Here is a 21,514-nt window from a genome sequence, read left to right as displayed (position 1 = left end):
GTGTGGGGCGATATCTTGGGGATGGCACTTTTGGTGTCACTCAATCCGGTGCTTCTCGGCTTCATCCTGCTGGTGATCTCCCGGCCGCGTCCGGTGCAGAACCTCATCGCGTTCTGGGGCGGAAGCTTGATCATGAACGTCCCGGCGTTTGTGATCACGACCTTGGTGCTGGCCTCTGTGCCGTCGTTCAGCTCGGTCGCGCATGATCTGGTGACGCCGGAACCCGGGTCGACCGTCAAGCCGTTCCAATTCGTTTCGGGACTGGTCTGCGTGGCGATCGCGGGCCTGCTCGCGGTCCGGATGAGAATGCGGAAACGGGTGGATCAGGGCGCGTCGGTGAGCGCCGGTGGTGACTCAACGGTGCTGGTCATGGAACCGGAGGAGCCGCCCGCTCCGGCCGGGCGCATCCGCGGCACGATGTCTGCGCTGGGGGCCGGGGCTCGGCGGCTCATCGACCGCGCGCACGACGCCTGGGAGGGCGGCGCATTGTGGGTGGCGCTGGTGTTCGGGCTCTGCTACATCGCTCCGCCGCCGCTGGTGCTCATGGTCGCCACCATGGTGGTCGGTTCGGGTGCGCCGATCGGTGCGCAGGTGGTTATCAGCATCGCCTTCGTGTTCGGAATGCTGGCGGTCTTCGAGCTGGCGCTGCTCAGTTACGCCGTCGCCCCGGCGAAGACCCAGGCGGTGTTGCAGCCTCTGCACGAGTGGACCAAGCACCACCGGCAGCTCGTGCTGCTGGTGCTGTTCGCCGTGGTCGGGCTGTGGCAGGTGGTCACCGGAGCGGGCCTCATCTGAGCAGGTAGGACGTCATCGACAACGACCCGTAGGTATGGCCGGTGACCAACGTGTCGACCGCGCGGGTCGCATCGGCTGCGGCCCCGGCGAGCCCGGCGAAGTACAGCATCGGGATGAAGTGGTCCGGGGTGGGCACGGCGGCCGCGTAGTCGGGATGCGTCTCGAGGGCGAGCACGTCGGCGGGGGAGTGGGTGAGTCGTTCGCGGGCCGCGTCGTCGAAGCGCCTGGCCCAGGTGAAGCCGCCGTCGGGTTGTTTCGGGTCCATGCCGGCGAGGTTGTGCACGATGTTGCCGCTGCCCACGATCAGCACGCCGCGCTCGCGCAGCGGGGCCAGTTTCGCGCCGAGTCGCAGGTGGTAGGAGGCCGGTTCGTTGGCGTTGATCGCCAGCTGCACAACGGGTATCGATGCGTCGGGAAAGGCGTGCAGCAGCACCGACCAGGTGCCGTGATCGATGCCCCAGCTGTCTACGTCGGCACCCACCCAGGTCGGGTGCACCACGTCGCTGACCTCCTCGGCCAACTCCGGGAGTCCCGGCGCGGGGTACTGGACGGCGAACAGCTCGGGCGGGAATCCGTAGAAGTCGTGAATGGTGCGTGGCCGCGGCATCGCGGTTACCGCGGTGGCGTTGATGTACCAATGCGCGCTGATCACGAGGATCGCGCGGGGTCGGGGCACCGCCTGCCCGAAGTCGCGCCAAGCCGCGGTGAAGCGATTGGATTCCAGAGCGTTCATCGGGCTGCCGTGGCCGATGAACGCCGCGGGCATCAGGGCAGACACTGGACCCATGACTGCAGCCTAGGGCGTGAGATTGTCCGTGGTCCGTGCACACCGACTCGGATACCGCGCGGCGTGGCCCACCATGTGACGGTGAGCGAGCCGCTGCTGCGGTAGCGTTTCCGGGTGTGCAGGCCAGTGTCGGCCTACACACTTCAGGAGTTCGCGCTGTTCGAGCTGCCGGAGCACGTGACGCGCAGCGATCACGTCCGGCGGGGATTTGGTGTTCTGATGCCCGATCTGTATCCCGTCGACGATCCCGACGACGCGGATCCCCGGCTGGCACCATTGCTGGCCTGGCGTCAGCAACTGGTCGACTCGGGCGCGGTTGCGGCGCGCAGTTTCAAAGAGGCGCATCTGCGGCTCGTGCTCCGGTCCGGGCGCACCGACGTCGAGCAGATCCGGGAGATGCTGCCAGGCTCGGTCGCCCAACACGCCGACGAGATGGCCAGGCTGCTCGCCGAGCTGGATTCCGGGACCCCGGCCCAGACGCCCGAGCAGCCCGGGGTACCCGCGGCCGGCGACGTGCACACGATCGCCTTCCGCCACGACGCGTCCCGCCCCGGCGTCGTAGATCTCAGCTGGCCGGACTACCAGGCCAACGGGGGAGTGGTGCTGTACCGGGTCGTCAGCGGCGATGACCGGGAACCCAAGTCCCCGGAGAACGCCGACCTGGTCGCGGCCACACCGTTGTCGGCTGCCAGTGACGACCGGCCGTTGACCGGCCCGGTGCGCTACTACCAGGTGTGGGTGATCACCGGGGCCTCCCGATCCGACGCCCTGAGCACTCGTCCGGTGCTGTATGCCAGTGGAGTACTGGTGCCCCCGGTCGGTGACGTGGCGGTTCGGGAAGACAACGGCCTGGTGGTCGGGCAGTGGAAGGCGCCTGCGACGACGAGCTCGGTGTACGTGTACCGCATCCCGGTCGAGGAGGCCGAGGAGACCGGGATCGACGAGTCGCGGTATCGCATCCTGGCCGATGGCGAGCACCGGACCGGCTTCGTCGACTCTGGGGTGGCCCGGGGAAAGCGGTACCGCTACCGGGTGCGCTGCGCCGTCGACCTCGACGGAAACGTGCGGCTTTCGGAGCCTGTCGACTCCGACGTCGAGGTGTCCGCGGTGCTGGCCGCGGTCACCGACATCACGGTCGATACCGGATTCGACGGCGAGACGTTCGACGTGTCGTGGGCGGCGCCGGGAGCCGATGTTGCGATCTACCTCAGCCAGACCGGTCCGAGCGCCGGCGGGGTCGCCACGGAGCTGCCCGAGAAGGCGCTCGATCAGGTCGGGCTGACCCCGGATCTGCGGCTGCACCAGCCGGTGACCGATCAACCGCAACCCGACGGCAGCCACCGGACACTGATGGCCGGGGTGGCCTGGCCGCGGGGCTGGAGCCGGGCCTACGTCACGCCGGTGACGATCCTGGCCGGGCACGCGGTGCTGGGCCGGACGGTGTCGGCAGTGCGCACCGGCACGATCCGTGACATCGAACTCGTGGAGTACTGCAACAAGCAGGTGCTGACGTTCGAGTGGCCCGACGGCGCCGCCGGTGTGGTGGTGACCCTGGCACCCAAGGGGCATGATCCCCGGGCCGGCCTGACCGGCCGCTCTTTCGAGATCTCGCTCGAGGACTACGAGAAGTACGGCGGCATGCACCTGACCGGCGCGCTCCCGGTGGGCGGATGCTCGTTGCACCTGGCGCCGGTGGCGTTCTCGGGCGGCCGGCGAGTGACCGGTCCGGTGGCCAGCATCGAGTACCCCGGCATGCTCCGGCTGCAGTATGCGGTACGAATTGGCCGCGACCCCAACGGTTTCCCCACCACGGCCACCGTCGCGGTGCGTTCCGAACACGATCTACCGGGGTCACCCTCCTTCGTCCTGGTCAACAACCCCCAGCGGATGCCGTTGAGTGTGCACGACGGCCAGCCGGTCGATGTGGCGCCGCTGGACGCGCAGGGACAGTTGGCGGACCAGCCGTCCAAGCAGTTGCGGTGGACGGCGTTGACCTCATCGGGCAGCGGTGAACTGTGGGCCGCGAATGTCAGCGGCCTGCACGGCTGGATCCGGCTGTTCCTCGACATCCCTGATCCGGCCAAGCTGCGCACCATCGCCCTGCTGGACCCGCCGGTGCAGACCCTGCAGCTCACCGTGACGGTGTTATGACCTCGCGCTACGGCCAGCTTGCCTATACGTCGTTCGATGCCGTCGGCAATGTCGGCGGCTGGCAGGTCAAGGAAACCAGCGGCGGGCTCACGCCGGCGGAGACGCAGACGTTGATCGCCGGGGTGCACACGGTGTTCCGTCCAGTAGGTCAGACACCTGACTTCCCCACGCCCGAACAGCTGGAGCAGGGGCCCCGCCGGCTTGCCTACCGTCATCTCGCCGAGGGCGCCGGTTACTGGCACACCTTCCCCGCCGGATCGGACAGTACGGGCCGGCCGGGCAACGTCTTCGCCCACGTGCTGCTGGATCGGGCGCCCGACACCCACCCCCGTTGCCGGGCCATCCAATGGTGGCGGTCGCCGCACTGGTTACAGCCATACGGGGCTGCCGCGGTGGCCCGGGCCGTGCTCCCCGGCGTGTTGCCGGAGGTGGGCACCGCGGTGACGAAAGACAGCGTGGTGGCGTTCGCGCTGGATACCGCCACCTGGCGGCTGGCGACCCTGTTCGCGTTGCTGGACGCGGTGGCCGCGGCACTGGCCGGCGGCCCTCCGGTGGTGCTGGGGGTGCAGTCCCCGGATGCGGCGGCGCAGTGGATCGGTTTGGTGAGCTTCCTGATGTCCCCGGGTACGGCGGCGGGCTTGAGTTTTTCCACCTTCGACCGTGCCGAGCAGGTTGCACCGCACACCGGGCAGGTGCTGACCGCGGTGCCGCTCGGGGATGTCGCCGCGATCGAGCCGGGCATGGTGGTGATCAGCGAGTCCGAGACGGTGTCGCTGGGTGAGCTCGGCGGTGATCCGCACCGTACCGCCGGCGGGCATCACATCGAGGTGACGCGCTGGTCGGTGATGGCACAGGTGGTGCTGCTCGATGTGGCCTCGGCGCGGCAGGTGCTCGACGACATCGACACCTTCTCCGCCCAGGTGCGCGATGACGGGTTGCACCCGGCCTGGCCGATGGCGATGGCGGTGGCCCGGCATCCGGAGTTCGCCGACGCACAGGTCGAGGCCCATGAGGTGATCGCCGCACACTCCCCGTCCGGCGCGCTGGTCGGCTCCGAGGCCGCGCACACCATCGCCGACGTGCTCTCGGCGATGGTGGGCGCCACGACGGGCGACGCCTGGCGAGCCGTGCACGAGTTGCCGGACGGCGCCGGTGCGGCGTTCGCGGATGCCACCTACTTCGCCCGGGCGATTGCCGACGACACGTGGTTGACCCGAAACGGTCCAATTCCCTTGGGCCCGAGGATGTTTCACGGGAAACCAACACCTTCGACTTTGCGGAAGGCGATCGGGCCGGCCATAGAGGATAGCAGGGCCCACGGGCCCGACCGGTTGCTACGCGTTATCGACCTGCTGTGGCGGGCCGGGGTCGCCGACGACCGGCTCTCGGCGGCGCTGACCGAGAGCGTGTTACCGGCACTGGCCGATCCGCAGGTACGTGGGCGGATCGACGACGCGGACCGGCTGTCGCTGGGAGTGTGGTTGCTGCGTGACGGTGACGGCGGGCCCAGCACCGTCGACGACGACGTACTGGACTGGCTGGCCGAGGCGGCCACCGTGCCCGAGCCTGCCGAGCTCGCCGAAGCGCAGCCGTGGGATCCGGTGTGGACCCGAGCGGCCCTACGTGGGCTGCGGTCGCAGCGGTGCGGGCCGCAACTCCCCGGCGATCTCGGCGCACAGCTGTGGTGGCTACGGATCACGGAGCCCGAGCACTTCGCCGCGGCGGCTGCCGCGTCCGTCTGGAATCCGTCGGATCTGCTGCTGGCAATCGGGGCCGAGCCGTTGCCCAGGATGGCAGCACTGCGCACCCTGGTGGGGGCGGCCGATTCAGTCGCGTTGCGCCGGCTGGCCGGCAAGGTGATCGAGGACAACGGTGACAACGTGGCGGTCGCCTGCGCCGCGGTACGCCACGTCGAGCCGCGGGAGTGGCTGCACAAGGGCTATCTGCACACGCACCAGAGCTCCTACGTGCCGCTGTGGGATCACGTGCTGGCCGGCCTGGAACCGGCGTCCGTGCACCCGGATTTCTCGGTGCGACTGCTGACATTCGCGCTGCTGGGTGTGCTCACCGGCCAGCCGTACCCGAAGGCCTGCAACGACCTGGCTGCCGAAAACGGCAGCGGCGCAAAGGCGGTGGAGCGGGTGTTGCCGTTGGTCGACGGTGGCCGGCTGGCCCCGGTGACAGTGGTGGCGATCAGCCTGCTGCGGTCTGCCGCGGCCGAGTCGGCCGGCTATGTGCTCGACCCGGTGGATCGGCTCGCCGGGGTGCTGGCCGGGCAGGTGGCTGCCACCATGGGCGGCGCGGATGCGGAATCCGTGGTGGTGTTGATGGCGCAGTTGTCGGGTGATGCCTCTGAGGGGACGATGCGCGGATACCGCAAAATGATGAACAAACTGCTGGCGCGCCGGGGTGAGCAACCGTCGCTGGCGGAGCGACTGAGGGGGAGCCGGGGCTGACATGAGCAAATGCCCGCGGTGCTTCACCCCGCTGAGCCCGAACAACCACCTGTGGACGCTGCCGGCCCAGGCCGGCGGCACCCGCTACCGCGACGACGTCGCCTCCGCATACGTGGGGGCGCCTGCCGATTGCGGTCCGCTCTACACCTGGACCCGCACGCCGGGCTACAACGGCCCACCGCCGCCGGTGTCCGAGGCCAGCCGGGCACTGCAGGGCCACGCGGTGGAAATCTGCCCGGTCTGCCATTTCACGCTTCCCGACGGTTTCCGTGAGGGGCACGCCATCTGTATCGCGCTCGCCGGCGCGCGTGCGACGGGCAAGAGTCTGTACATCGCGGTGCTGGTCAAGCAGCTCGAGCTGCTGTGCGAGCGCTTCGGTGTGTTGATGGAACCGGTAACCCGGGCCACCGCACAGAACTACGCCACCAACTACGAGGGGCCGCTGTACGTACAGCGAGGGCTGTTGCCGCCGACTCCGACGGTGCACACCCAGGCGCCGAATCAGCGTGAGCCACTGGTGTTCTCGATCGGTGTCTGGCACGGGGTGCGGCGCTTCCTGGTGCTGCGGGACGTGGCAGGCGAGGACTTGGAGAACGGTGACCTGCGCGCCCCGCCCTTCCAGTTCTTCGGCCACGCCGACGCCGTGTTCTTCATGTTCGACCCCTTGCGGGTCAAGGCCATTCGCGACCAACTGCAGGACCTGCTGCCGCCCCAGCCGTTCAGCGGTGGCGAACCGCGTGCGGTGTTGGCCAATCTGCTGACGGCGGTCAGCCCGGGCCAGCCCAAGCTCGCGGTGATCCTGTCCAAATTCGACGTGTTGCGGGCGTTGCGTGACGTGCAGGGTTCCGAATGGGCGCTGGTCATGTCGAACGGGGGCGCGGCGTTCCTGCGCGACACCTCCGACGGCACGCGATACGACGACGTGGACAGTCAGCTTCTCGACCAAGAGGTGCGCAGCCTGCTGGTCCGCCTGCACGGCGGCGCGATCGTGGCCGGCGTGGAGAACCCGGCGTCGGGCCCGCGGCTGGCCAGCCGCTATTTCGCAGTGTCGGCCCTCGGCCACGCGCCTACCGGAAACCGCCTGCACGCCAGGGGTATTGCCCCGTTCCGCTGCGTGGATCCGGTGCGTTGGGTGACCACGCAGTTCGGTGTGCTCTAGCCCCGTGGCTATGGTGGGCTGACCGAACAGAGAGGTGACAGGTGGGCAAGAACGAGCGCACGAAGATCGTCATGAGCGACGACGAGATCGCCGAGTTCATCGAACGCAGCCGCACCGCGACGATGGCCACGGTGCTGCCCGACGGCCGGCCCCACCTGGTCGCCATGTGGTACGCGGTGCTCGACGGGGAGATCTGGTTCGAGACCAAGGCCAAGTCGCAGAAGGCGGTCAACCTGCGCCGCGACCCCACGATCACGGTGATGATCGAGGACGGCGACACGTACGACACCCTGCGCGGAGTGTCGATCGACGGCACCGCCGAGATCGTCGACGATCCCGAAACCCTGCTGCGGGTGGGCATCAGTGTGTGGGAGCGCTACACCGGCCCCTACACCGAGGAGATGCGCCCGTTCGTCGACCAGATGATGAACAACCGCATCGCGGTGCGTGTTGTGCCCAGCCGGCAGCGCAGCTGGGACCACCGCAAGCTCGGATTGCCCGAGATGCCGGTCGGCGGCAACACGGCCCAGTACCTGAACGCCTAGCCCGACGGCCGCGGGCGCGGCTTGAGCCGTCCATTGGGCAGCGGCGGTGCGGGCAGCCGCGCGATGCGGCCTCGGTAGCCGTGCACGTCCCCGAAGCGCGCGTCGTTGGCCTGCCACAGTTCGCGGTAGGTCACGATGTCGTCGTGGCTGCGGCCGACGAAGTTCCACCACATCACCAGCTCTTCGGCAAATGGTGGGCCGCCCAACAGGATCGCCCGGGCCGGGCCGTCACCGCGGTTGGCCAACTGCAGCTCCGCGCGGCCCGGCGCCTGGTAGGCCAGATCGGCCACCGCCAGCGTTTTCCCGCACACCTCGATCGCGCCCTGGTCCAACAGGACGCCGTGCTCGAAGGCCGGGTCGACATCCAGCGTCAGCACGGCTCCCGCCGGCAGGTCGATCTGGGCGCCCAACAATGGCGTGAAGGTGTGTACCGGCGACGCTGAGTCGACGAGATCACCGAGGAACACCCGGATGGTCGTACCGTCGACGGTTCGCGGCGGCGGCGTGTAGTGGGCGAAATCGCGCCCGGTATCGCGAGCAGAGTCAGGCAGGGCCACCCACAGTTGCACGCCGTGCAAGAGCGTGGTCTCCGGCGTCGAGACCTCCGAGTGGCAGATACCCGCGCCGGCCGTCATCAGGTTGAGCTCGCCGGGGCGCACCATGGCGTGTACCCCGGCGCTGTCGCGGTGTTCGATCAGGCCTTCGAAAAGCCAACTCACCGTTTGCAAACCGGTGTGGGGGTGGGGCGCCACGTCCATGCCGCGGCCGGCGGCCCGGACGTCGTGCGGCCCGTAGTGGTCGGCGAAACACCACGCCCCGATCATGGACCGCTCGCGCTGCGGCAAGGTACGCCGGACCAACATCGCCCGCGGGCCGCCCAGCGGCACCTCGCGGGGGTGCAGCACCCCGGTGAACTCCGAGTTGCCGCAGGTGACTTCGGCGGGTGCCGTGTCGGTGTTGCTCATGTTCCTCACGGTAACCGCGTTCAGCTGAGCCGGTACCCGGTTAGCATGGCCCGCATGACCGGGGGACTGACAGCCGAAGACGTTCGCAGCACCGAATTTTCGAAGCCGCCGCTCGGCAAGCGCGGTTATGACAAGAAGTCAGTGGACGATTTTCTCGCGCTGGTGGCCCGCCGGCTCGACGGGCGTGGGCATCTCGGTGCCGAGGATGTCCGAAACATCGCGTTCCCCAAGCCGCCGCTTTTCCAGCGCGGCTATAACGAGGACGACGTCGACGCTCTGCTCGATGCGGTGGTCGCCACGCTTGAGCGGTAGTCGAATGAGAAGTTGGGGGACGGTGCCGTCACTGCGCCTCTCGGCGAGTGGTCGCTCGAAGCGACGGTTCTGGTGTGGGGCCCGGGGCAATGCCCGACACCGTCTGCGGGTGTAACGACAAACCCCGGGCCCCTATTCCTCCCCCAGTGGAAACTTGCCCTTGCCCTGCCGTCCCCTCGAATCGGCAGCGCAAGGGCCAGACAAAAAGTACTGGTGTGTTGCGCCGGTTCGGGCTCAGGCGGCTTCGGGAAAGACCAGGCCGAGCTTGCGCACCGGGTAACCGTTGCGCTCGGCCAGCGAGCGGAGCTGTTTGAGCGCGAAGGTCCGGCCGCGGCCCGCCTCGGGAACCATGATGCCGGCCCACAGCCCCTCGGCGCGGGGAAGTTCGCAGGCCTCGCGGGCACACAGCCAGCGCCGCGGGCATTCCCGGCAGATGACCTTCGCCTGATCGTCGGGGGTGGAGGTCCACCGCTCCGGGTCACTGGTGCACACGCCGAGCGGGATGCCGTTGGCCATCAGTGCGTTCATGCTGCTGCTCCTGTTAGGACTTTTGTTGCGGTGTGTCCCGCGTTGGGAGGAACGCTATAGCACGAACCGTAGCGATGCAACAGTTTGGCCCAAACTGCAGCGGTGCAACGCTACGGAAATTTGCATTGTTAACGATGTGGAATCACCAGCAGAAAGTGTCCTTGCATCTAAAACCGCACGTCAGAACGCCCACGGGTACCTCGGTGTACCCGTAGCAAGAGTGCGGTTTGTGTAGCGCACAAGCCGTAGCGTCGGAGTTGTTTGCTACAGAAGCGAAAAACCTAATGCGTAGCGGTGCTTCAGTCTGGGGTTAGGATTAGGACGTCCCGGCAACCGCTTCAGCACATCGGCTGAGGCTGAGCACATTGGCGAGGAAACAGCCCCGTATGACCGACGCTGAGTACGACCTCGCCACCGGCGAGTTCGATGTCGGACTCATTCGCGCTGGTGCTGCAGCCGCGGCCAGGCGCCGCGAACTCGACATCAGCCAACGCAGTCTCGCCGCGGACGGGATCATCAACGCCGGCGCCCTCATCGCGTTCGAGAAGGGTCGCAGCTGGCCCCGTGAGCGCACCCGGCTCAAGCTCGAAGAGGTTTTGCGCTGGCCGCCTGGCACCATCGCCCGGCTGCGCCAGGGCGGCCCGGTTCCGGATCCGGCGATGCCTGCCCCCACACCCGTCGAACCACCGACTGTGGTCACCGCGCAACCGGCGCTGACCACCACCCCACCTGCCAGTGACGAGGTACCGCTGATCGCGCAGGCGGTCCTGACAGCGGTGAACACGCTGGAGACGACGATCGCCACGCTGCCCGCAGTCGGAGAACCCGAGTTCACGCCCCGGGTCACGTCCGTACTCGCCGACCTTCGTCAGCTCGAGGCGGTGGCCGCGCGTGCCGCGCGGCTCAGCATGGTCACCCCCGCTTTGATCAAGGCGCTCAGCGCGGTTCGGCGGCAGATCGACGAGCTGACCACCCTCGCCGCCACCGCGCCCGGCGCCACCCTCGGGCAGCGCCTGTATGCCGCGCGTCGCCAGGCCAACCTGACGCTCAGTGAGACCGCAACGGCGGCAGGCGTTTCCGAGGACACTGTGGCCCGTGCCGAGGCCGAGTACCCCGTGGACGCCCCCGCGGTGCACGCGCTGGAGGCGCTGATCAGCGCGATGCGCTGACCCGAGATCCCGGCTAGTTGTCCCGGCGGTCGTCCTGGGTCGGGAAATGCTCGGCCAGGGCGGCGGCGATCTCGAGGAACTTGCGTCGGGTCGCGGTCGACATCTCGCGCGGATCCACCACACCGCCGGGCCGCAGGTGCCCGTCGTAAGGCACCTCGATCACCCGCTGCCCCTGGCCCGAGAACTGACCGGCCAGGATGGAGCGCGTGCGCTTGTCGGCATGGCCGTCGGAGTCGTTGAGCACCACGACCGTCCGCTGCAGAAGGCCCGTCATCTCGTGGGCGGCCAGCCAGTCCAGCGTCTGGCCGGCGGTGGCGGCGCCGTCGACCCACGGTGAGGACACCACGATCAAGCCGTCGAGATCGCGCAGCACCTCCTGGGTGACCGGCGAATCCATGGTGGAACTGCAGTCCACCACCGAGATCGAGAAGTGCTTGTCGAGTCGGGTGGTGGCCTCGCGGTAGATGGCCGCGTCGAGCACCCGGCGGCGAGCCGGGGTCCCCTCGCCGGCCAGGACGAACAGGCCTGCGGCGTTGTTGCCGACGCGGCTGCGCACGTCGGCGAACGAGTCCAGGTGCTTGTCGTTGGCCAGTTCCCAGTACGAGCTCTGTGCCTGCGGATCGACGCGGCTGCCCAGCTTGCCGAAGGACGTGTCGGCGTCGATGGCCACCACCCGGTCGTCTTGACGCAATTGGGCGAAGATCGAGCCGACGCTGGCCGAGACGGTGGTTTTTCCGACGCCGCCCTTGCCCATCACCCCGACTTTGTAATGGCCGCGCAGGGCACCTTTGATCTTGGCTTCGAGTTCGGCCTGACGCAGGTCCTCCGGTGAAGGACCGGGGTTGATCAACCCGAATGTGGCGCGGTACACGAACAGTCGCCAGCCGCTGGCCGGTGGCTGACGCTTCGGTGGCAGCAGTTCATTGACCCGGATGCGGTCGGCGTAGGAACCAGTCGGCAGTGGCGGCACACCCGGCGAGGCGTTCGGGTCCGGTGCGAATCCGCCTTCGGCAGGCCAGGGTTGGCCAGGCGGGGGGCCGTAGGGGTGCTGCGGCGGCGGGCCCCCGGGCCCGGGCGGTCGCTGAGACGGGAGCTGCCAGCCCGGGGGATGGTGCTCCCATGCGTCGGGCCGATTTTCCGGATGCCCCGGGGCGGGCGGAGGCTGGTGCGGGGGAGCAGGGTGGCCATCGTGTGGCGGCGCCGGCAGAGGTGGGGGCGGTGGCGGCGGCTGCTGTTGCGGCGGGGTAGGCGGCGCCGGGGGTGCCTCCCGGAAGGTGCTGCGCGCCCGCTCGGCGTCCGGGTCGGTCGGCACGCCTTGCGTGGCGCCGGGATCGTCGGGATCGCTCGTTTTCTCCGGCGGTTTCGACGGCACGAAGTTGACCGGCGGGCGCCCGGGTATCGACGGCGGAGCCGGCGGCTTGCGTCGCGTGGGCCGGGTGTCCGGCTCGAAATCGGATTCCTCCGGACCCGTCCAGCCGAGCTCTCTACGCAAGGTGTCGTCGGGGTCGGGCACGCCTGAATCTCCTCCGGAACTCACACACGGGAACTTTGAACGTGCTCAAGTATCGACCACAACGCGTCCGGCTTGCATGATCCGCCCACAATCGGCTCGAAATTACGGTGCAGCAAATTTGTGCGGCAAACGTCCGCGGACCCTGATCCCGCGGCCGAATGTGTGCCGGCGGCGGCGCTCCAGGGCTCCGCAGGCGCCAGATCGGGCGGTCTGCGTCGGATTGCCTGCCGCGCGTCCGGGCCATCCGGTGAAACGACGTCTCAACTGCAATAAACGGAGGTCGTAGGGCCTGCGCGCGGGGTCGGTCCGGATGGCTGTGAGCGTCGAAATTGGTGCGCTGACCGGGTCAGATGCGCTGGTAATCTCTGTTCGGGCGAAGGGGATACGGGGCATGGGACTGCTGGGCGACATTGCCGATTTCGGCAAAGGCGTGATCGAGAACAACGTCAAGTGGAGCGAGCGCGCCGCCAAGGTCGGAGAGTTCATCGCCCGCAACACCGTGGGCGCCGAACTCGAGCAGGTCGGCAGGTTCGGCGGCCAGATCGCCGGCCTCAGCCAGAAGGCCGCCGGTTTTGTCGCCTCCCGCATCGGCCAGCGGCTCATCAGGGCCGCCCGGTCGCCTGTCCTGATCGCCGGTCAGCAGACCATCGAGTCGATGAAACGCAGCACCGGAGTCGGCGATCCGGACAACGGCCGGCGCTTCGGTGACGGGGCAGATCAGATGGGCGCGGTCGGGCAGGTGCTCGTGTCGGCGTTCCCGGACGACAGCTGGAACAGCGGCGGCGCCAGCGCCTACGCGGGCCGCAACACCGAGCAGGTCGGCCGGGTCCAGACCATGCTCGGGCTCGACAACATGGTGGCCGGGGTGCTTGCGGCCGAAGCCGATCAGATCGCGGCTACCCGTGACAGTCTCGACGGCCACTCCGACTGGCTGGGCGCGATGAGCCTGCTCACCACGAGCGCGGGCATCATTCCAGGGTTCGGGACGGCCGCCCAGATGTCAGCCGAGGTCGCGATGGTCGCCAAGGCAGTCAGCGATTCCAGCGGCGACCTCAAGACCCTGCGTGGCCACATTGACCAGAACGCAGCCGTATTGCACACCGCGGCAGCGCAATACGAAACCCTGGCCGGCGGTGCGGCCCCGATCTGCGCGGACTTCGCGCCGCTGGCCGACGACCCGCAGGTGTCCGACCCAGAGGCAGATCCGCAGGCAGGCCCGGCGGTCGTCGCGGCGGGATTCCCGGGCGGCGGCGCTCCGTCCGGTGGGGGTGGGCTGTCAGGTGGTGGCGGTGCACCTGCGGGCTCCCCGTCGCCGGTCTCGGCTCCTTCCATGCCGTCGACCACGCCGGCCGCCACGGCGTCGCCTTCGTCAGCTGCGGCGTCCGAGGCCGCAGGTGCGCTCGGCTCACTTCTGGGGTCGTTGGTGAGCCCACTCGGCGGAATCCTGGGCGGCGTGCTGCAGGCCGCCGGCCAGGCGGTGACCCAGGGGGCGCAGGCCGGGACGCAGGCGGCGCAGATGGGCAGTCAGGCGGCCGGGCAGATGGGCGGCCCGGGTTCCGGTGCGGCCGAGCTCGACAAGGCGTCGGACATTGCCGGCACCACTGCCGACGGCCCCGATGATCGCGACGACCAGGACGGCCGAGACAACGACGATGACGAAGACGGTGAGGACGAGAAGGACGGCGAGGGCAAGGCCGGCGAGCCGGAGAAGGAAGAAAAGGATCAGCCCGACGGCCCGGTGGGGGCAGATTCTGCCGGTGAACCGGCTGATCCGCTGAGCGCGGGCGCCGATGACGGGGCCGCCAAGACTCTGCCGCCGGACCTCGAGGCGATGGCCGCCGGCAGCGGCGTCGCGGGCCAGGCTCCGGTGCATGTCGGGGCGGATTTCGAGCAGGGCCAGCTGCACATGGCAGCGGCGGCTACATTAGATCGCGGTGTACCCGGATCTGCGGCCGTGATCGACAGGTAAGAATCCGGGGACAGGGATCGAGGGGAATTTTCATGGCGGGTGATTTGCGGGTTGCCACCGCTCATTTGCACGAGCTATCGGCCAAGCAAGGACAGGCGGCTACCGGTCTGGTTGCGGCCACCGGGGTCGTCGACGGTGTCGATGCCTCGGTGCGTGTCACGCACGGGCCTATTTCGTCGTCGACGGCGGAGGCCGTCGCGGCCGCGCTGCGGGCGCGTCGAGCTGCGGGCACCGGTATGGCCAGGGTGTCGCGGGACCTCGGGGAGAAGCTCACTCGCGCAGCGGGCGGCTATGACCGGACGGATTCGACGATGGCCGGCGCCCTCCACGGAACCGTTCGGTAGGAGAGCGCACTGATGACCAATTCGTTCAGCGCTGACGCGAACACCGCGGCCATCGACGACGTCGTCGGAGCCGAATTGACCATCGACGGAATCCTGGTGGTCGCCGACAAGCTGGGACTGGCGGATTTCCCGCCTTCGATGGGAATCCGGCTGAACATTCCGCAACCCGACCTACGCAAAGTCGTGTGGGAGCAGGTCGAGCGCGATCTGATGGCCCAGGGGGTGCTGGACGTTTTCGGCAATCCTCACCCGGAGGTGGCCGCCATGCTGGACACCTTGAGCCGGCCCGAACGCACGTTGGAGGGGCGCTGGTGGCGTCGCGACGCGGGCGGGAAGATGATCCGCTTCGTGGTGTGCCGCAAGGGTGGTCGGCATGTGGTCGCCGCGCGCGACAACGACATGCTGGTGCTGCAGCGGGTGGCCGCACAGGTGGGTCTGGCGGGCATGGTGATGACCGTGCTCGGCGAAGGCATGCCGGCCAATGTCGAACCGTTGACCGGGGTCGCGGCGACCCTGGCCAACTGCAGGACGGCCGACGAGCTGACCGGCTACGGCATTCCGCCGACGTCGGCCCGGGTGTACGCCAACATCATCTCCGAGCCGGAGAGCTGGGTGGAGCTCGTGGTTTCCGAGCGAAACCCGGGTGGCACCACCTCTCAGGTCGACGTGGCCGCAGGAGTGCTCGATTCCAAGCAGGGACGCATCGTGTCCATCCCGCGCAAGGTGAACGGGGAGCTCTACGGCAGCTTCCTGACCGGGACCAGAGACAATCTGCAGCGGGCCCTGGAAGCGCTGATCGAATTCCTGCCCTCGGGTTCGTGGTTCGACAAGTCCGAACCGGATAGCTCCTACCTGCACTGAAAGAGGCCGCAACGGTGGGTGACTTTCCGCCACATCATCCGGACGACGATGACGACTATCACGATCTTTCGGCGCTGGACTTCGCGTCTCCGGACGACAACTCGGACGCGGCGGCTCTGGATGCGTTCGGCACGTACGACGACGGCGGTGTCGTATTCAGTGACCCCGCAGCAGATGACACGGAGACCGGCGAGGGTGAGCGGTCCGACGGTGCTCTCGAGGAGGACGAAAACCTTGCGGTGCCGTTGTTCACCGTCACCAACCCGCCTGAAACCGTCACGGTGACGGCATTCATGGACGGTCGGGTGCACCAGATCGAATTGGCACCCAAAGTCACCAACCTGACCGAACGGGATCTCGCCGAGGAGATTCTCGTGATCGCGGGCCTGGCCGCTCAACAGGCCAAATCCGCGCAGTACTCGTTCATGCTCGCAGGTATGCGCGAACATGGGCACGACGACGCGGCGACCCGCGACTTTCTGACCCGTGACCTGGATCTGCTCACCCCGGAGCAAGCCGATGATGCTCGGGCCCAGGTCTTTTCGACTCGCTATGGAGGCGATCATGGTTGACCACCTCGCTGGGATGTTCGGCTCGGCAGTCGGGATGCTGAGCAGTTCCCCGGCTCGTGCCCTCGAAATATTCACCGAGATCACCAATTACGACGAGTCCGCGTGCGACGCGTGGGTGGGCCGGATCCGCTGTGGTGACACCGACCGGGTGACGCTGTTCCGGGCCTGGTACTCGCGCTCGAACTTCGGCCAGCTGGCCGGCACCGCCGAGATCTCGATGAACAGTGTCGGCGCCCGGATCCCGATCGGCGGCATCTACGGCAAGGACATCTCCTACCCGATCAACTCTCCGCTGGCGATCACCCTGGGTTTCGCGGTGCAGGAGGCCTCGGAGGGCAACTTCGCCGACGCGATGGAGGCGTTGGAGGACGCGCCGGCCGCTGGGTCCGATCATCTGGTGGCCTGGGTCAAAGCCGTGATCTACGGTGCGGCCGAGCGCTGGACAGACGTGATCGACCAGGTGCGCGGCGCCGAGCAGTGGCCGGACAACTTCCTGGCCTCGGCGGCTGGGGTGGCCCACGGTGTGGCGGCGGCCTGCCTCGGACTGTTCACCGAGGCGGATCGGCGCCTCACCGCTGCGGACGGAACGCCGGCGGGGGCGGCTTGTTCGCGCGCCATCGCCTGGTATCTCGCGATGGCCCGTCGCTACCAGGGCAACGAGGAATCGGCCCAGGTCCTGCTGGAATGGCTGCAAGCAAACTTCCCTGAGCCCAAAGTCACTGCGGCACTGCGCGATCCGGCCTACCGGCTGGAGACCACAACCCCCGAGAAGATCGCTGCCCGCACCGACCCGTGGGATCCCTCCAGCGTGGTGGCCGACACCTCGGGACGGGACAAGCTGCTGGCCGAGGCGCAGGCCGAGCTCGACCGGCAGATCGGCCTGGGCCGGGTCAAGGAACAGATCGAGGCGTATCGCGCCGCGACCCAGATGGCCCGGATCCGAGCCGCGCGCGGCATGAAGGTGGCCCAGACCTCCAAGCACATGATCTTCGCGGGTCCCCCCGGTACCGGTAAGACGACGATCGCGCGCGTGGTGGCCAACATCCTGGCCGGCCTCGGTGTCATCGCCGAGCCGAAGCTGATCGAGACCTCGCGCAAGGATTTCGTCGCGGAGTACGAAGGTCAGTCGGCGGTGAAGACGGCCAAGACGATCGATCGGGCGCTCGGCGGCGTGCTGTTCATCGACGAGGCCTACACCCTGGTGCAGGAACGCGACGGCCGCGCCGACCCGTTCGGCACCGAGGCGCTGGACACCCTGCTGGCCCGGATGGAGAACGACCGCGACCGGCTGGTGGTGATCATCGCCGGCTACAGCAACGACATCGATCGCCTGCTGGAGACCAACGACGGCCTGCGGTCGCGGTTCGCCACGCGCATCGAGTTCGACTCGTACTCGCCCGATGACATCGTGGAGATCACGAAAGTCATTGCCAAGGCCAATGATTCACAGCTCGATGACGAGGCGGCCAAGCGGGTGCACGAGGCGGCGAGCCTGCTGAGTCAGCGCACCCTCAACGGCAAGCCCGCGCTGGACATCGCCGGTAACGGGCGCTACGCCCGGCAGCTGGTGGAGGCCGGTGAGCAGAATCGAGACATGCGGCTGGCCCGGTCGCTGGACTTCGAGAACTTGGGTGTCGAGCAACTCAGTGAGGTCAACGGAGAAGACATGGCAGCGGCGATCGCGGCGGTTCACAGCCGCCTGAACATCGGCGCGTAGCGATGGCAGGTTTTCGGCTCACCACCAAGGTCCAGGTCAGCGGCTGGCGTTTCCTGCTGCGGCGCGTCGAGCACGCCATCGTGCGCCGGGATACCCGGATGTTCGATGATCCGCTGCAGTTCTACAGCCGTGCGGTGTTCGCCGGCGTCGTGGTCTCGGTGCTGATCTGCCTCGGTGCGGCCCTGATGGCCTACTTCAAACCGCTGGGCAAGCAGGGCAGCGACCAGCTGTTGGTGGACCGCACCACCAATCAGCTCTACGTGATGCTGCCGGGCAGTAACCTGCTGCGGCCGGTGTACAACCTGACCTCGGCCCGGTTGGCCCTGGGGAATTCGGGCACGCCTTCGGCGGTGAAATCCGAGGAGCTCAATCGGTTGCCCAAGGGGCAGCCGATCGGCATTCCCGGTGCGCCGTATGCCACGCCGACGGGTACGCCCGCGTCGCGCTGGACGCTGTGCGACACCGTGGCCAAGCCGGACAGCTCGGCACCCAAGGTGGAAACCTCGATCCTGATCCGTTCACTGGCAACGGATCTCGCGGTCGGCCCGATGCGTCCCAACCAGGGCATGCTGGTGTCCTTCGAGGGCGGTAACTGGCTGGTCACCGCCGACGGCCGGCACAGCATCGACCTGGGAGACCGGGCGGTGAGCTCGGCGGTCGGCATCCCGGTCACGGCCAAGGCCACCCCGGTCTCCGAGGGGCTGTTCAATGCGCTGGCCAACATGGGGCCGTGGCAGCTGCCGGCCATCCCGGCCGCCGGTGCGCCCAATACCGTTGGGCTGCCGGAGAATCTGGTGATCGGGTCGGTGTTCCAGACGGCCACCGAATCCGACCCGCAGCACTATGTCGTGCTGCCGGACGGGGTGGCCCGGGTGAACCCCACCACGGCTGCGGCCTTGCGGGCCACCAATTCCTATGGGCTGCTGCAGCCCCCGTCTGTCGAGGCCAGTGTGGTGGCCAAGATCGCGGAGCAGGTGTACACCTCGCCGCTGCCCGACAAGCCGCTCGAGGTGCTGCTGCGTCAGGACTCACCGGTGCTGTGCTGGGCCTGGCAGCGCGAGCCGGGTGATCAGGCACCGAAGACCACCGTCATCGCGGGTCGTCGCCTGCCGATCCCGTCGTCGGCGGTCGGTACCGGGATCGACCAGATCGGCGGTGACGCAACGGTGTACATCGAAGGCGGCCAGTTCGTGCGGCTGCAGTCGCCGGATCCCCGGGTGGGCGAGAGCCTGTATTACATCGACCCGCAGGGGGTGCGGTACGGCATTTCCAATGACGATGCCGCGAAGAATCTGGGCTTGTCCGGTTCGGTGAACGCGCCGTGGCAAGTCGTCGGGCTGCTGGTGGAGGGCCCGGTGTTGTCGAAGGATGCGGCGTTGCTCGAGCACGACACGCTGCCCGCCGACCCACATCCGCGCAAAGTCGAAAGCAAGCAAGGCTCATGACGACAAAGAAGTTCACCCCGACCATCAAGCGGGGGCCGCGGCTGACACCGGGTGAGATCAACGTCGCCGCACCGGATGACCTCGGGATCGAGATCCCGCCCTCGGGCATGCAGAAGGCCATGCCCTGGGTCATGGGCGGCTGCATGCTCGGCATGATCGCGATCATGATCTTCACGGGCGTGCGTCAGCTGTCCCCGTACATGCTGATGATGCCGCTGATGATGATCATGGGCACGGTCGGTTTCATGTCCGGTGGCGGCCAAGGTGGCAAGAAAGTCCCCGAGATCAACGCCGACCGTAAGGAATACCTGCGGTACCTGGCCGGCCTGCGTACCCGGGTGACCTCGTCGGCGTCGGCTCAGGTGTCGTTCTTCGGTTACCACGCACCGCATCCCGACGATCTGCTGTCGATCATCGGTACGCACCGGCAATGGTCGCGTCAGGCCAATTCGGATTTCTACGCCGCCACCCGGATCGGCATCGGTGCCGAGATCGCGGTCGACCGGCTGCTCAAGCCGAACACCAGTGGCGAGCTCGCCGGACCGCAGGGCGCCCCGCAGCCGCACCTGGAGCCGGTCAGCCACATGTGGGTGACCAAGTTCCTGCGCACCCACGGCCTGATCCAGGATTGCCCGAAACTTGTTCAGCTGCGGACGTTTCCGACCATCGCCGTAGGCGGCGATATCGAGGGTGCCGCGGGGCTGCTGACCGCGATGATCTGTCACCTGGCGGTGTTCCATCCGCCAGACCTGTTGCAGATCCGGGTGCTCACCGACAACCCGGAGGATCCGAACTGGTCGTGGCTCAAGTGGTTGCCGCACGTCCAGCACCAGACCGACACCGACGCGGCCGGGTCCACCCGGCTGGTCTACACCCGGCCCGACGGCCTGAGTGACCTCACCGCGCGCGGTCCGCACAGCGCGGACTCGGCGCCCGGGGGCCCGTACGTGATCGTGGTGGATCTGACCGGCGGCAAGGCCGGTTTCCCGGTCGACGGCCGGGCCGGCGTCACCGTGCTCACGCTGGGTAACCACCGCGGGTCGGCCTACCGGCTGCGGGTCGACTCGGACGGGACCGCCGACGACAAGCTGCCCAACCAGAACTACCGCGAGGTGACGCGGGTGGTCGACCGGATGACCCCGGCGCAGGCGGGCCGGGTGGCCCGCAAGCTGGCCGGCTGGTCGATCACCGGCACGATCATCGACAAGAACGTCCGCGTGCAGAAGAAGGTCTCGAAGGAATGGCACCACCTGGTGGGTGCCAAGTCGGTGGAAGAGGTGACCCCCGCGCGCTGGCGGATGTTCACCGACACCGACCGGGACCGGCTCAAGATCCCGTTCGGCCACGAGCTCAAGACCGGCGAGGTGATGAAGCTCGACATCAAGGAAGGCGCCGAGTTCGGTGCCGGCCCGCACGGCATGCTCATCGGAACCACCGGTTCCGGTAAGTCGGAGTTCCTGCGCACTTTGATCTTGTCGCTGGTGGCCACCCACCACCCCGATCAGATCAACCTGTTGCTCACCGACTTCAAGGGCGGTTCGACCTTCCTGGGTATGGAGAAGCTGCCGCACACCGCGGCCGTCGTCACCAACATGGAAGAGGAAGCCGAGCTCGTCGGCCGTATGGGCGAGGTGCTCACCGGTGAGCTGGACCGTCGTCAGCAGATCCTGCGTCAGGCCGGTATGCAGGTCGGTGCCGCGGGTGCACTTTCGGGTGTGGCCGAGTACGAGAAGCACCGCGAGCGTGGTGCGGACCTTCCGCCGTTGCCGACGCTGTTCGTGGTGGTCGACGAGTTCGCCGAGCTGCTGCAGAACCACCCGGACTTCATCGGATTGTTCGACCGGATCTGCCGTGTGGGTCGCTCGCTACGTGTGCACCTGCTGCTGGCCACCCAGTCGCTGAACACCGGCGGTGTTCGCATCGACAAGCTCGAGCCCAACCTGACGTATCGAATCGCATTGCGTACCACCAGCTCTGCTGAGTCCAAGGCGGTGATCGGCACGCCCGAGGCACAGTACATCACCAACAAAGAGAGTGGTGTCGGGTTCCTGCGGGTGGGCATGGAGGACCCGGTGAAGTTCAGCACTCTCTACACCGGCGCCAACTATGTGCCCGAGGTGGAGGACTCCGGGGACGGCGAGTCCAGGCCGCGGGAGAAGCGACAGGCCCGGGTACGCATCCACCAGTTCACGACGACCCCGATTTTTGATACGGCGGTGAGCTAGC

Annotated in this window: 18 protein-coding genes; 14 read left to right on the top strand and 4 right to left on the bottom strand. The window is 67.9% G+C overall.

What is annotated here, in order from left to right; genetic code table 11:
* The gene (locus K6L26_RS00965; protein WP_065063420.1) at window positions 1–795 is read left to right on the top strand and encodes a GAP family protein; all 795 of its coding nucleotides are present in this window, start codon (window positions 1–3) and stop codon (window positions 793–795) included.
* On the opposite strand, the gene ygiD is transcribed toward K6L26_RS00965, so the two are convergent.
* Window positions 788–1,561, bottom strand: coding sequence for a 4,5-DOPA-extradiol-dioxygenase (ygiD, locus tag K6L26_RS00960; RefSeq protein WP_065063418.1), 774 nt, complete (start codon window positions 1,559–1,561; stop codon window positions 788–790). The genes K6L26_RS00965 and ygiD overlap by 8 nt on opposite strands.
* 240 nt (window positions 1,562–1,801) lie before the next feature.
* Between ygiD and K6L26_RS00955 the strand changes: the two genes are divergently transcribed.
* The 4 genes from K6L26_RS00955 to K6L26_RS00940 are packed head-to-tail and all read left to right on the top strand — an operon-like array spanning window position 1,802 to window position 7,893.
* The gene (locus K6L26_RS00955) at window positions 1,802–3,733 is read left to right on the top strand and encodes a SaeA-related protein (RefSeq protein ID WP_065063438.1); all 1,932 of its coding nucleotides are present in this window, start codon (window positions 1,802–1,804) and stop codon (window positions 3,731–3,733) included.
* On the top strand, window positions 3,730–6,189 hold the full coding sequence (locus K6L26_RS00950; RefSeq protein WP_065063415.1) for a GAP1-N2 domain-containing protein: 2,460 nt from the start codon (window positions 3,730–3,732) through the stop codon (window positions 6,187–6,189). Before K6L26_RS00955 ends, K6L26_RS00950 begins: the two co-directional genes overlap by 4 nt.
* Window position 6,190: 1 nt before the next feature.
* Window positions 6,191–7,348, top strand: coding sequence for a hypothetical protein (locus K6L26_RS00945; protein WP_065063413.1), 1,158 nt, complete (start codon window positions 6,191–6,193; stop codon window positions 7,346–7,348).
* A gap of 41 nt (window positions 7,349–7,389) precedes the next feature.
* Window positions 7,390–7,893, top strand: a complete 504-nt coding sequence (locus tag K6L26_RS00940) for a pyridoxamine 5'-phosphate oxidase family protein (protein WP_019344797.1) — start codon at window positions 7,390–7,392, stop codon at window positions 7,891–7,893.
* On the opposite strand, the gene K6L26_RS00935 is transcribed toward K6L26_RS00940, so the two are convergent.
* Window positions 7,890–8,858, bottom strand: coding sequence for a pirin family protein (locus K6L26_RS00935; protein ID WP_065063411.1), 969 nt, complete (start codon window positions 8,856–8,858; stop codon window positions 7,890–7,892). The two genes, K6L26_RS00940 and K6L26_RS00935, sit on opposite strands and share 4 nt — an antisense overlap.
* A gap of 45 nt (window positions 8,859–8,903) precedes the next feature.
* On the opposite strand from K6L26_RS00935, the gene K6L26_RS00930 reads away from it, so the two are divergent.
* Complete coding sequence (locus K6L26_RS00930) at window positions 8,904–9,170, top strand: DivIVA domain-containing protein (RefSeq protein WP_019344795.1); 267 nt, start codon at window positions 8,904–8,906, stop codon at window positions 9,168–9,170.
* A 234-nt stretch (window positions 9,171–9,404) separates the two neighbouring features.
* On the opposite strand, the gene K6L26_RS00925 is transcribed toward K6L26_RS00930, so the two are convergent.
* Window positions 9,405–9,698, bottom strand: a complete 294-nt coding sequence (locus K6L26_RS00925; RefSeq protein WP_019344794.1) for a WhiB family transcriptional regulator — start codon at window positions 9,696–9,698, stop codon at window positions 9,405–9,407.
* A 386-nt stretch (window positions 9,699–10,084) separates the two neighbouring features.
* Between K6L26_RS00925 and K6L26_RS00920 the strand changes: the two genes are divergently transcribed.
* Window positions 10,085–10,867 carry a helix-turn-helix domain-containing protein gene (locus tag K6L26_RS00920; protein ID WP_019344793.1) on the top strand — a complete coding sequence of 261 codons (783 nt, stop codon included), beginning with the start codon at window positions 10,085–10,087 and terminating at the stop codon, window positions 10,865–10,867.
* 13 nt (window positions 10,868–10,880) lie between these two features.
* Here K6L26_RS00920 and K6L26_RS00915 read toward each other — a convergent pair whose 3' ends face one another.
* The gene (locus K6L26_RS00915) at window positions 10,881–12,380 is read right to left on the bottom strand and encodes a MinD/ParA family ATP-binding protein (RefSeq protein WP_221852443.1); all 1,500 of its coding nucleotides are present in this window, start codon (window positions 12,378–12,380) and stop codon (window positions 10,881–10,883) included.
* Between the two features lie 391 nt (window positions 12,381–12,771).
* On the opposite strand from K6L26_RS00915, the gene K6L26_RS00910 reads away from it, so the two are divergent.
* The 7 genes from K6L26_RS00910 to eccCa are packed head-to-tail and all read left to right on the top strand — an operon-like array spanning window position 12,772 to window position 21,513.
* On the top strand, window positions 12,772–14,349 hold the full coding sequence (locus K6L26_RS00910) for an EspA/EspE family type VII secretion system effector (RefSeq protein WP_065062984.1): 1,578 nt from the start codon (window positions 12,772–12,774) through the stop codon (window positions 14,347–14,349).
* A 32-nt stretch (window positions 14,350–14,381) separates the two neighbouring features.
* Window positions 14,382–14,693 carry an ESX-1 secretion-associated protein gene (locus tag K6L26_RS00905; RefSeq protein ID WP_036390670.1) on the top strand — a complete coding sequence of 104 codons (312 nt, stop codon included), beginning with the start codon at window positions 14,382–14,384 and terminating at the stop codon, window positions 14,691–14,693.
* 12 nt (window positions 14,694–14,705) lie between these two features.
* Window positions 14,706–15,554, top strand: a complete 849-nt coding sequence (locus K6L26_RS00900) for an ESX secretion-associated protein EspG (RefSeq protein ID WP_019344789.1) — start codon at window positions 14,706–14,708, stop codon at window positions 15,552–15,554.
* 14 nt (window positions 15,555–15,568) lie between these two features.
* Window positions 15,569–16,126 carry a secretion protein EspD gene (locus tag K6L26_RS00895; RefSeq protein WP_065062982.1) on the top strand — a complete coding sequence of 186 codons (558 nt, stop codon included), beginning with the start codon at window positions 15,569–15,571 and terminating at the stop codon, window positions 16,124–16,126.
* Entirely contained in the window at window positions 16,119–17,843 is a 1,725-nt protein-coding gene (gene eccA / locus K6L26_RS00890) for a type VII secretion AAA-ATPase EccA (protein ID WP_065062992.1), read from the top strand. The genes K6L26_RS00895 and eccA overlap by 8 nt, the downstream gene beginning before the upstream one ends.
* A gap of 2 nt (window positions 17,844–17,845) precedes the next feature.
* Window positions 17,846–19,288: a type VII secretion protein EccB gene (gene eccB, locus K6L26_RS00885; RefSeq protein ID WP_064894480.1), complete on the top strand. Its 1,443-nt coding sequence runs from the start codon at window positions 17,846–17,848 to the stop codon at window positions 19,286–19,288.
* On the top strand, window positions 19,285–21,513 hold the full coding sequence (gene eccCa, locus K6L26_RS00880; protein ID WP_019345868.1) for a type VII secretion protein EccCa: 2,229 nt from the start codon (window positions 19,285–19,287) through the stop codon (window positions 21,511–21,513). Before eccB ends, eccCa begins: the two co-directional genes overlap by 4 nt.
* Window position 21,514 lies beyond the last annotated feature (1 nt).

The sequence above is a fragment of the Mycobacterium farcinogenes genome (assembly GCF_019739075.1).
Lineage (GTDB): Bacteria > Actinomycetota > Actinomycetes > Mycobacteriales > Mycobacteriaceae > Mycobacterium > Mycobacterium senegalense.
This window is presented reverse-complemented; position numbering and strand designations above follow the sequence as displayed.

What these genes read in the sequence shown, in the direction of transcription:
- ygiD (WP_065063418.1), bottom strand. Translation starts at nt 1,561, where the DNA reads ATGCCCGCGGCGTTCATCGGCCACGGCAGCCCGATGAACGCTCTGGAA.
- K6L26_RS00945 (WP_065063413.1), top strand. Translation starts at nt 6,191, where the DNA reads ATGAGCAAATGCCCGCGGTGCTTCACCCCGCTGAGCCCGAACAACCAC.
- K6L26_RS00910 (WP_065062984.1), top strand. Translation starts at nt 12,772, where the DNA reads ATGGGACTGCTGGGCGACATTGCCGATTTCGGCAAAGGCGTGATCGAG.
- K6L26_RS00925 (WP_019344794.1), bottom strand. Translation starts at nt 9,698, where the DNA reads ATGAACGCACTGATGGCCAACGGCATCCCGCTCGGCGTGTGCACCAGT.
- K6L26_RS00930 (WP_019344795.1), top strand. Translation starts at nt 8,904, where the DNA reads ATGGCCCGCATGACCGGGGGACTGACAGCCGAAGACGTTCGCAGCACC.
- K6L26_RS00920 (WP_019344793.1), top strand. Translation starts at nt 10,085, where the DNA reads ATGACCGACGCTGAGTACGACCTCGCCACCGGCGAGTTCGATGTCGGA.
- K6L26_RS00955 (WP_065063438.1), top strand. Translation starts at nt 1,802, where the DNA reads ATGCCCGATCTGTATCCCGTCGACGATCCCGACGACGCGGATCCCCGG.
- K6L26_RS00905 (WP_036390670.1), top strand. Translation starts at nt 14,382, where the DNA reads ATGGCGGGTGATTTGCGGGTTGCCACCGCTCATTTGCACGAGCTATCG.
- eccCa (WP_019345868.1), top strand. Translation starts at nt 19,285, where the DNA reads ATGACGACAAAGAAGTTCACCCCGACCATCAAGCGGGGGCCGCGGCTG.
- eccA (WP_065062992.1), top strand. Translation starts at nt 16,119, where the DNA reads ATGGTTGACCACCTCGCTGGGATGTTCGGCTCGGCAGTCGGGATGCTG.
- K6L26_RS00900 (WP_019344789.1), top strand. Translation starts at nt 14,706, where the DNA reads ATGACCAATTCGTTCAGCGCTGACGCGAACACCGCGGCCATCGACGAC.
- eccB (WP_064894480.1), top strand. Translation starts at nt 17,846, where the DNA reads ATGGCAGGTTTTCGGCTCACCACCAAGGTCCAGGTCAGCGGCTGGCGT.
- K6L26_RS00950 (WP_065063415.1), top strand. Translation starts at nt 3,730, where the DNA reads ATGACCTCGCGCTACGGCCAGCTTGCCTATACGTCGTTCGATGCCGTC.
- K6L26_RS00935 (WP_065063411.1), bottom strand. Translation starts at nt 8,858, where the DNA reads ATGAGCAACACCGACACGGCACCCGCCGAAGTCACCTGCGGCAACTCG.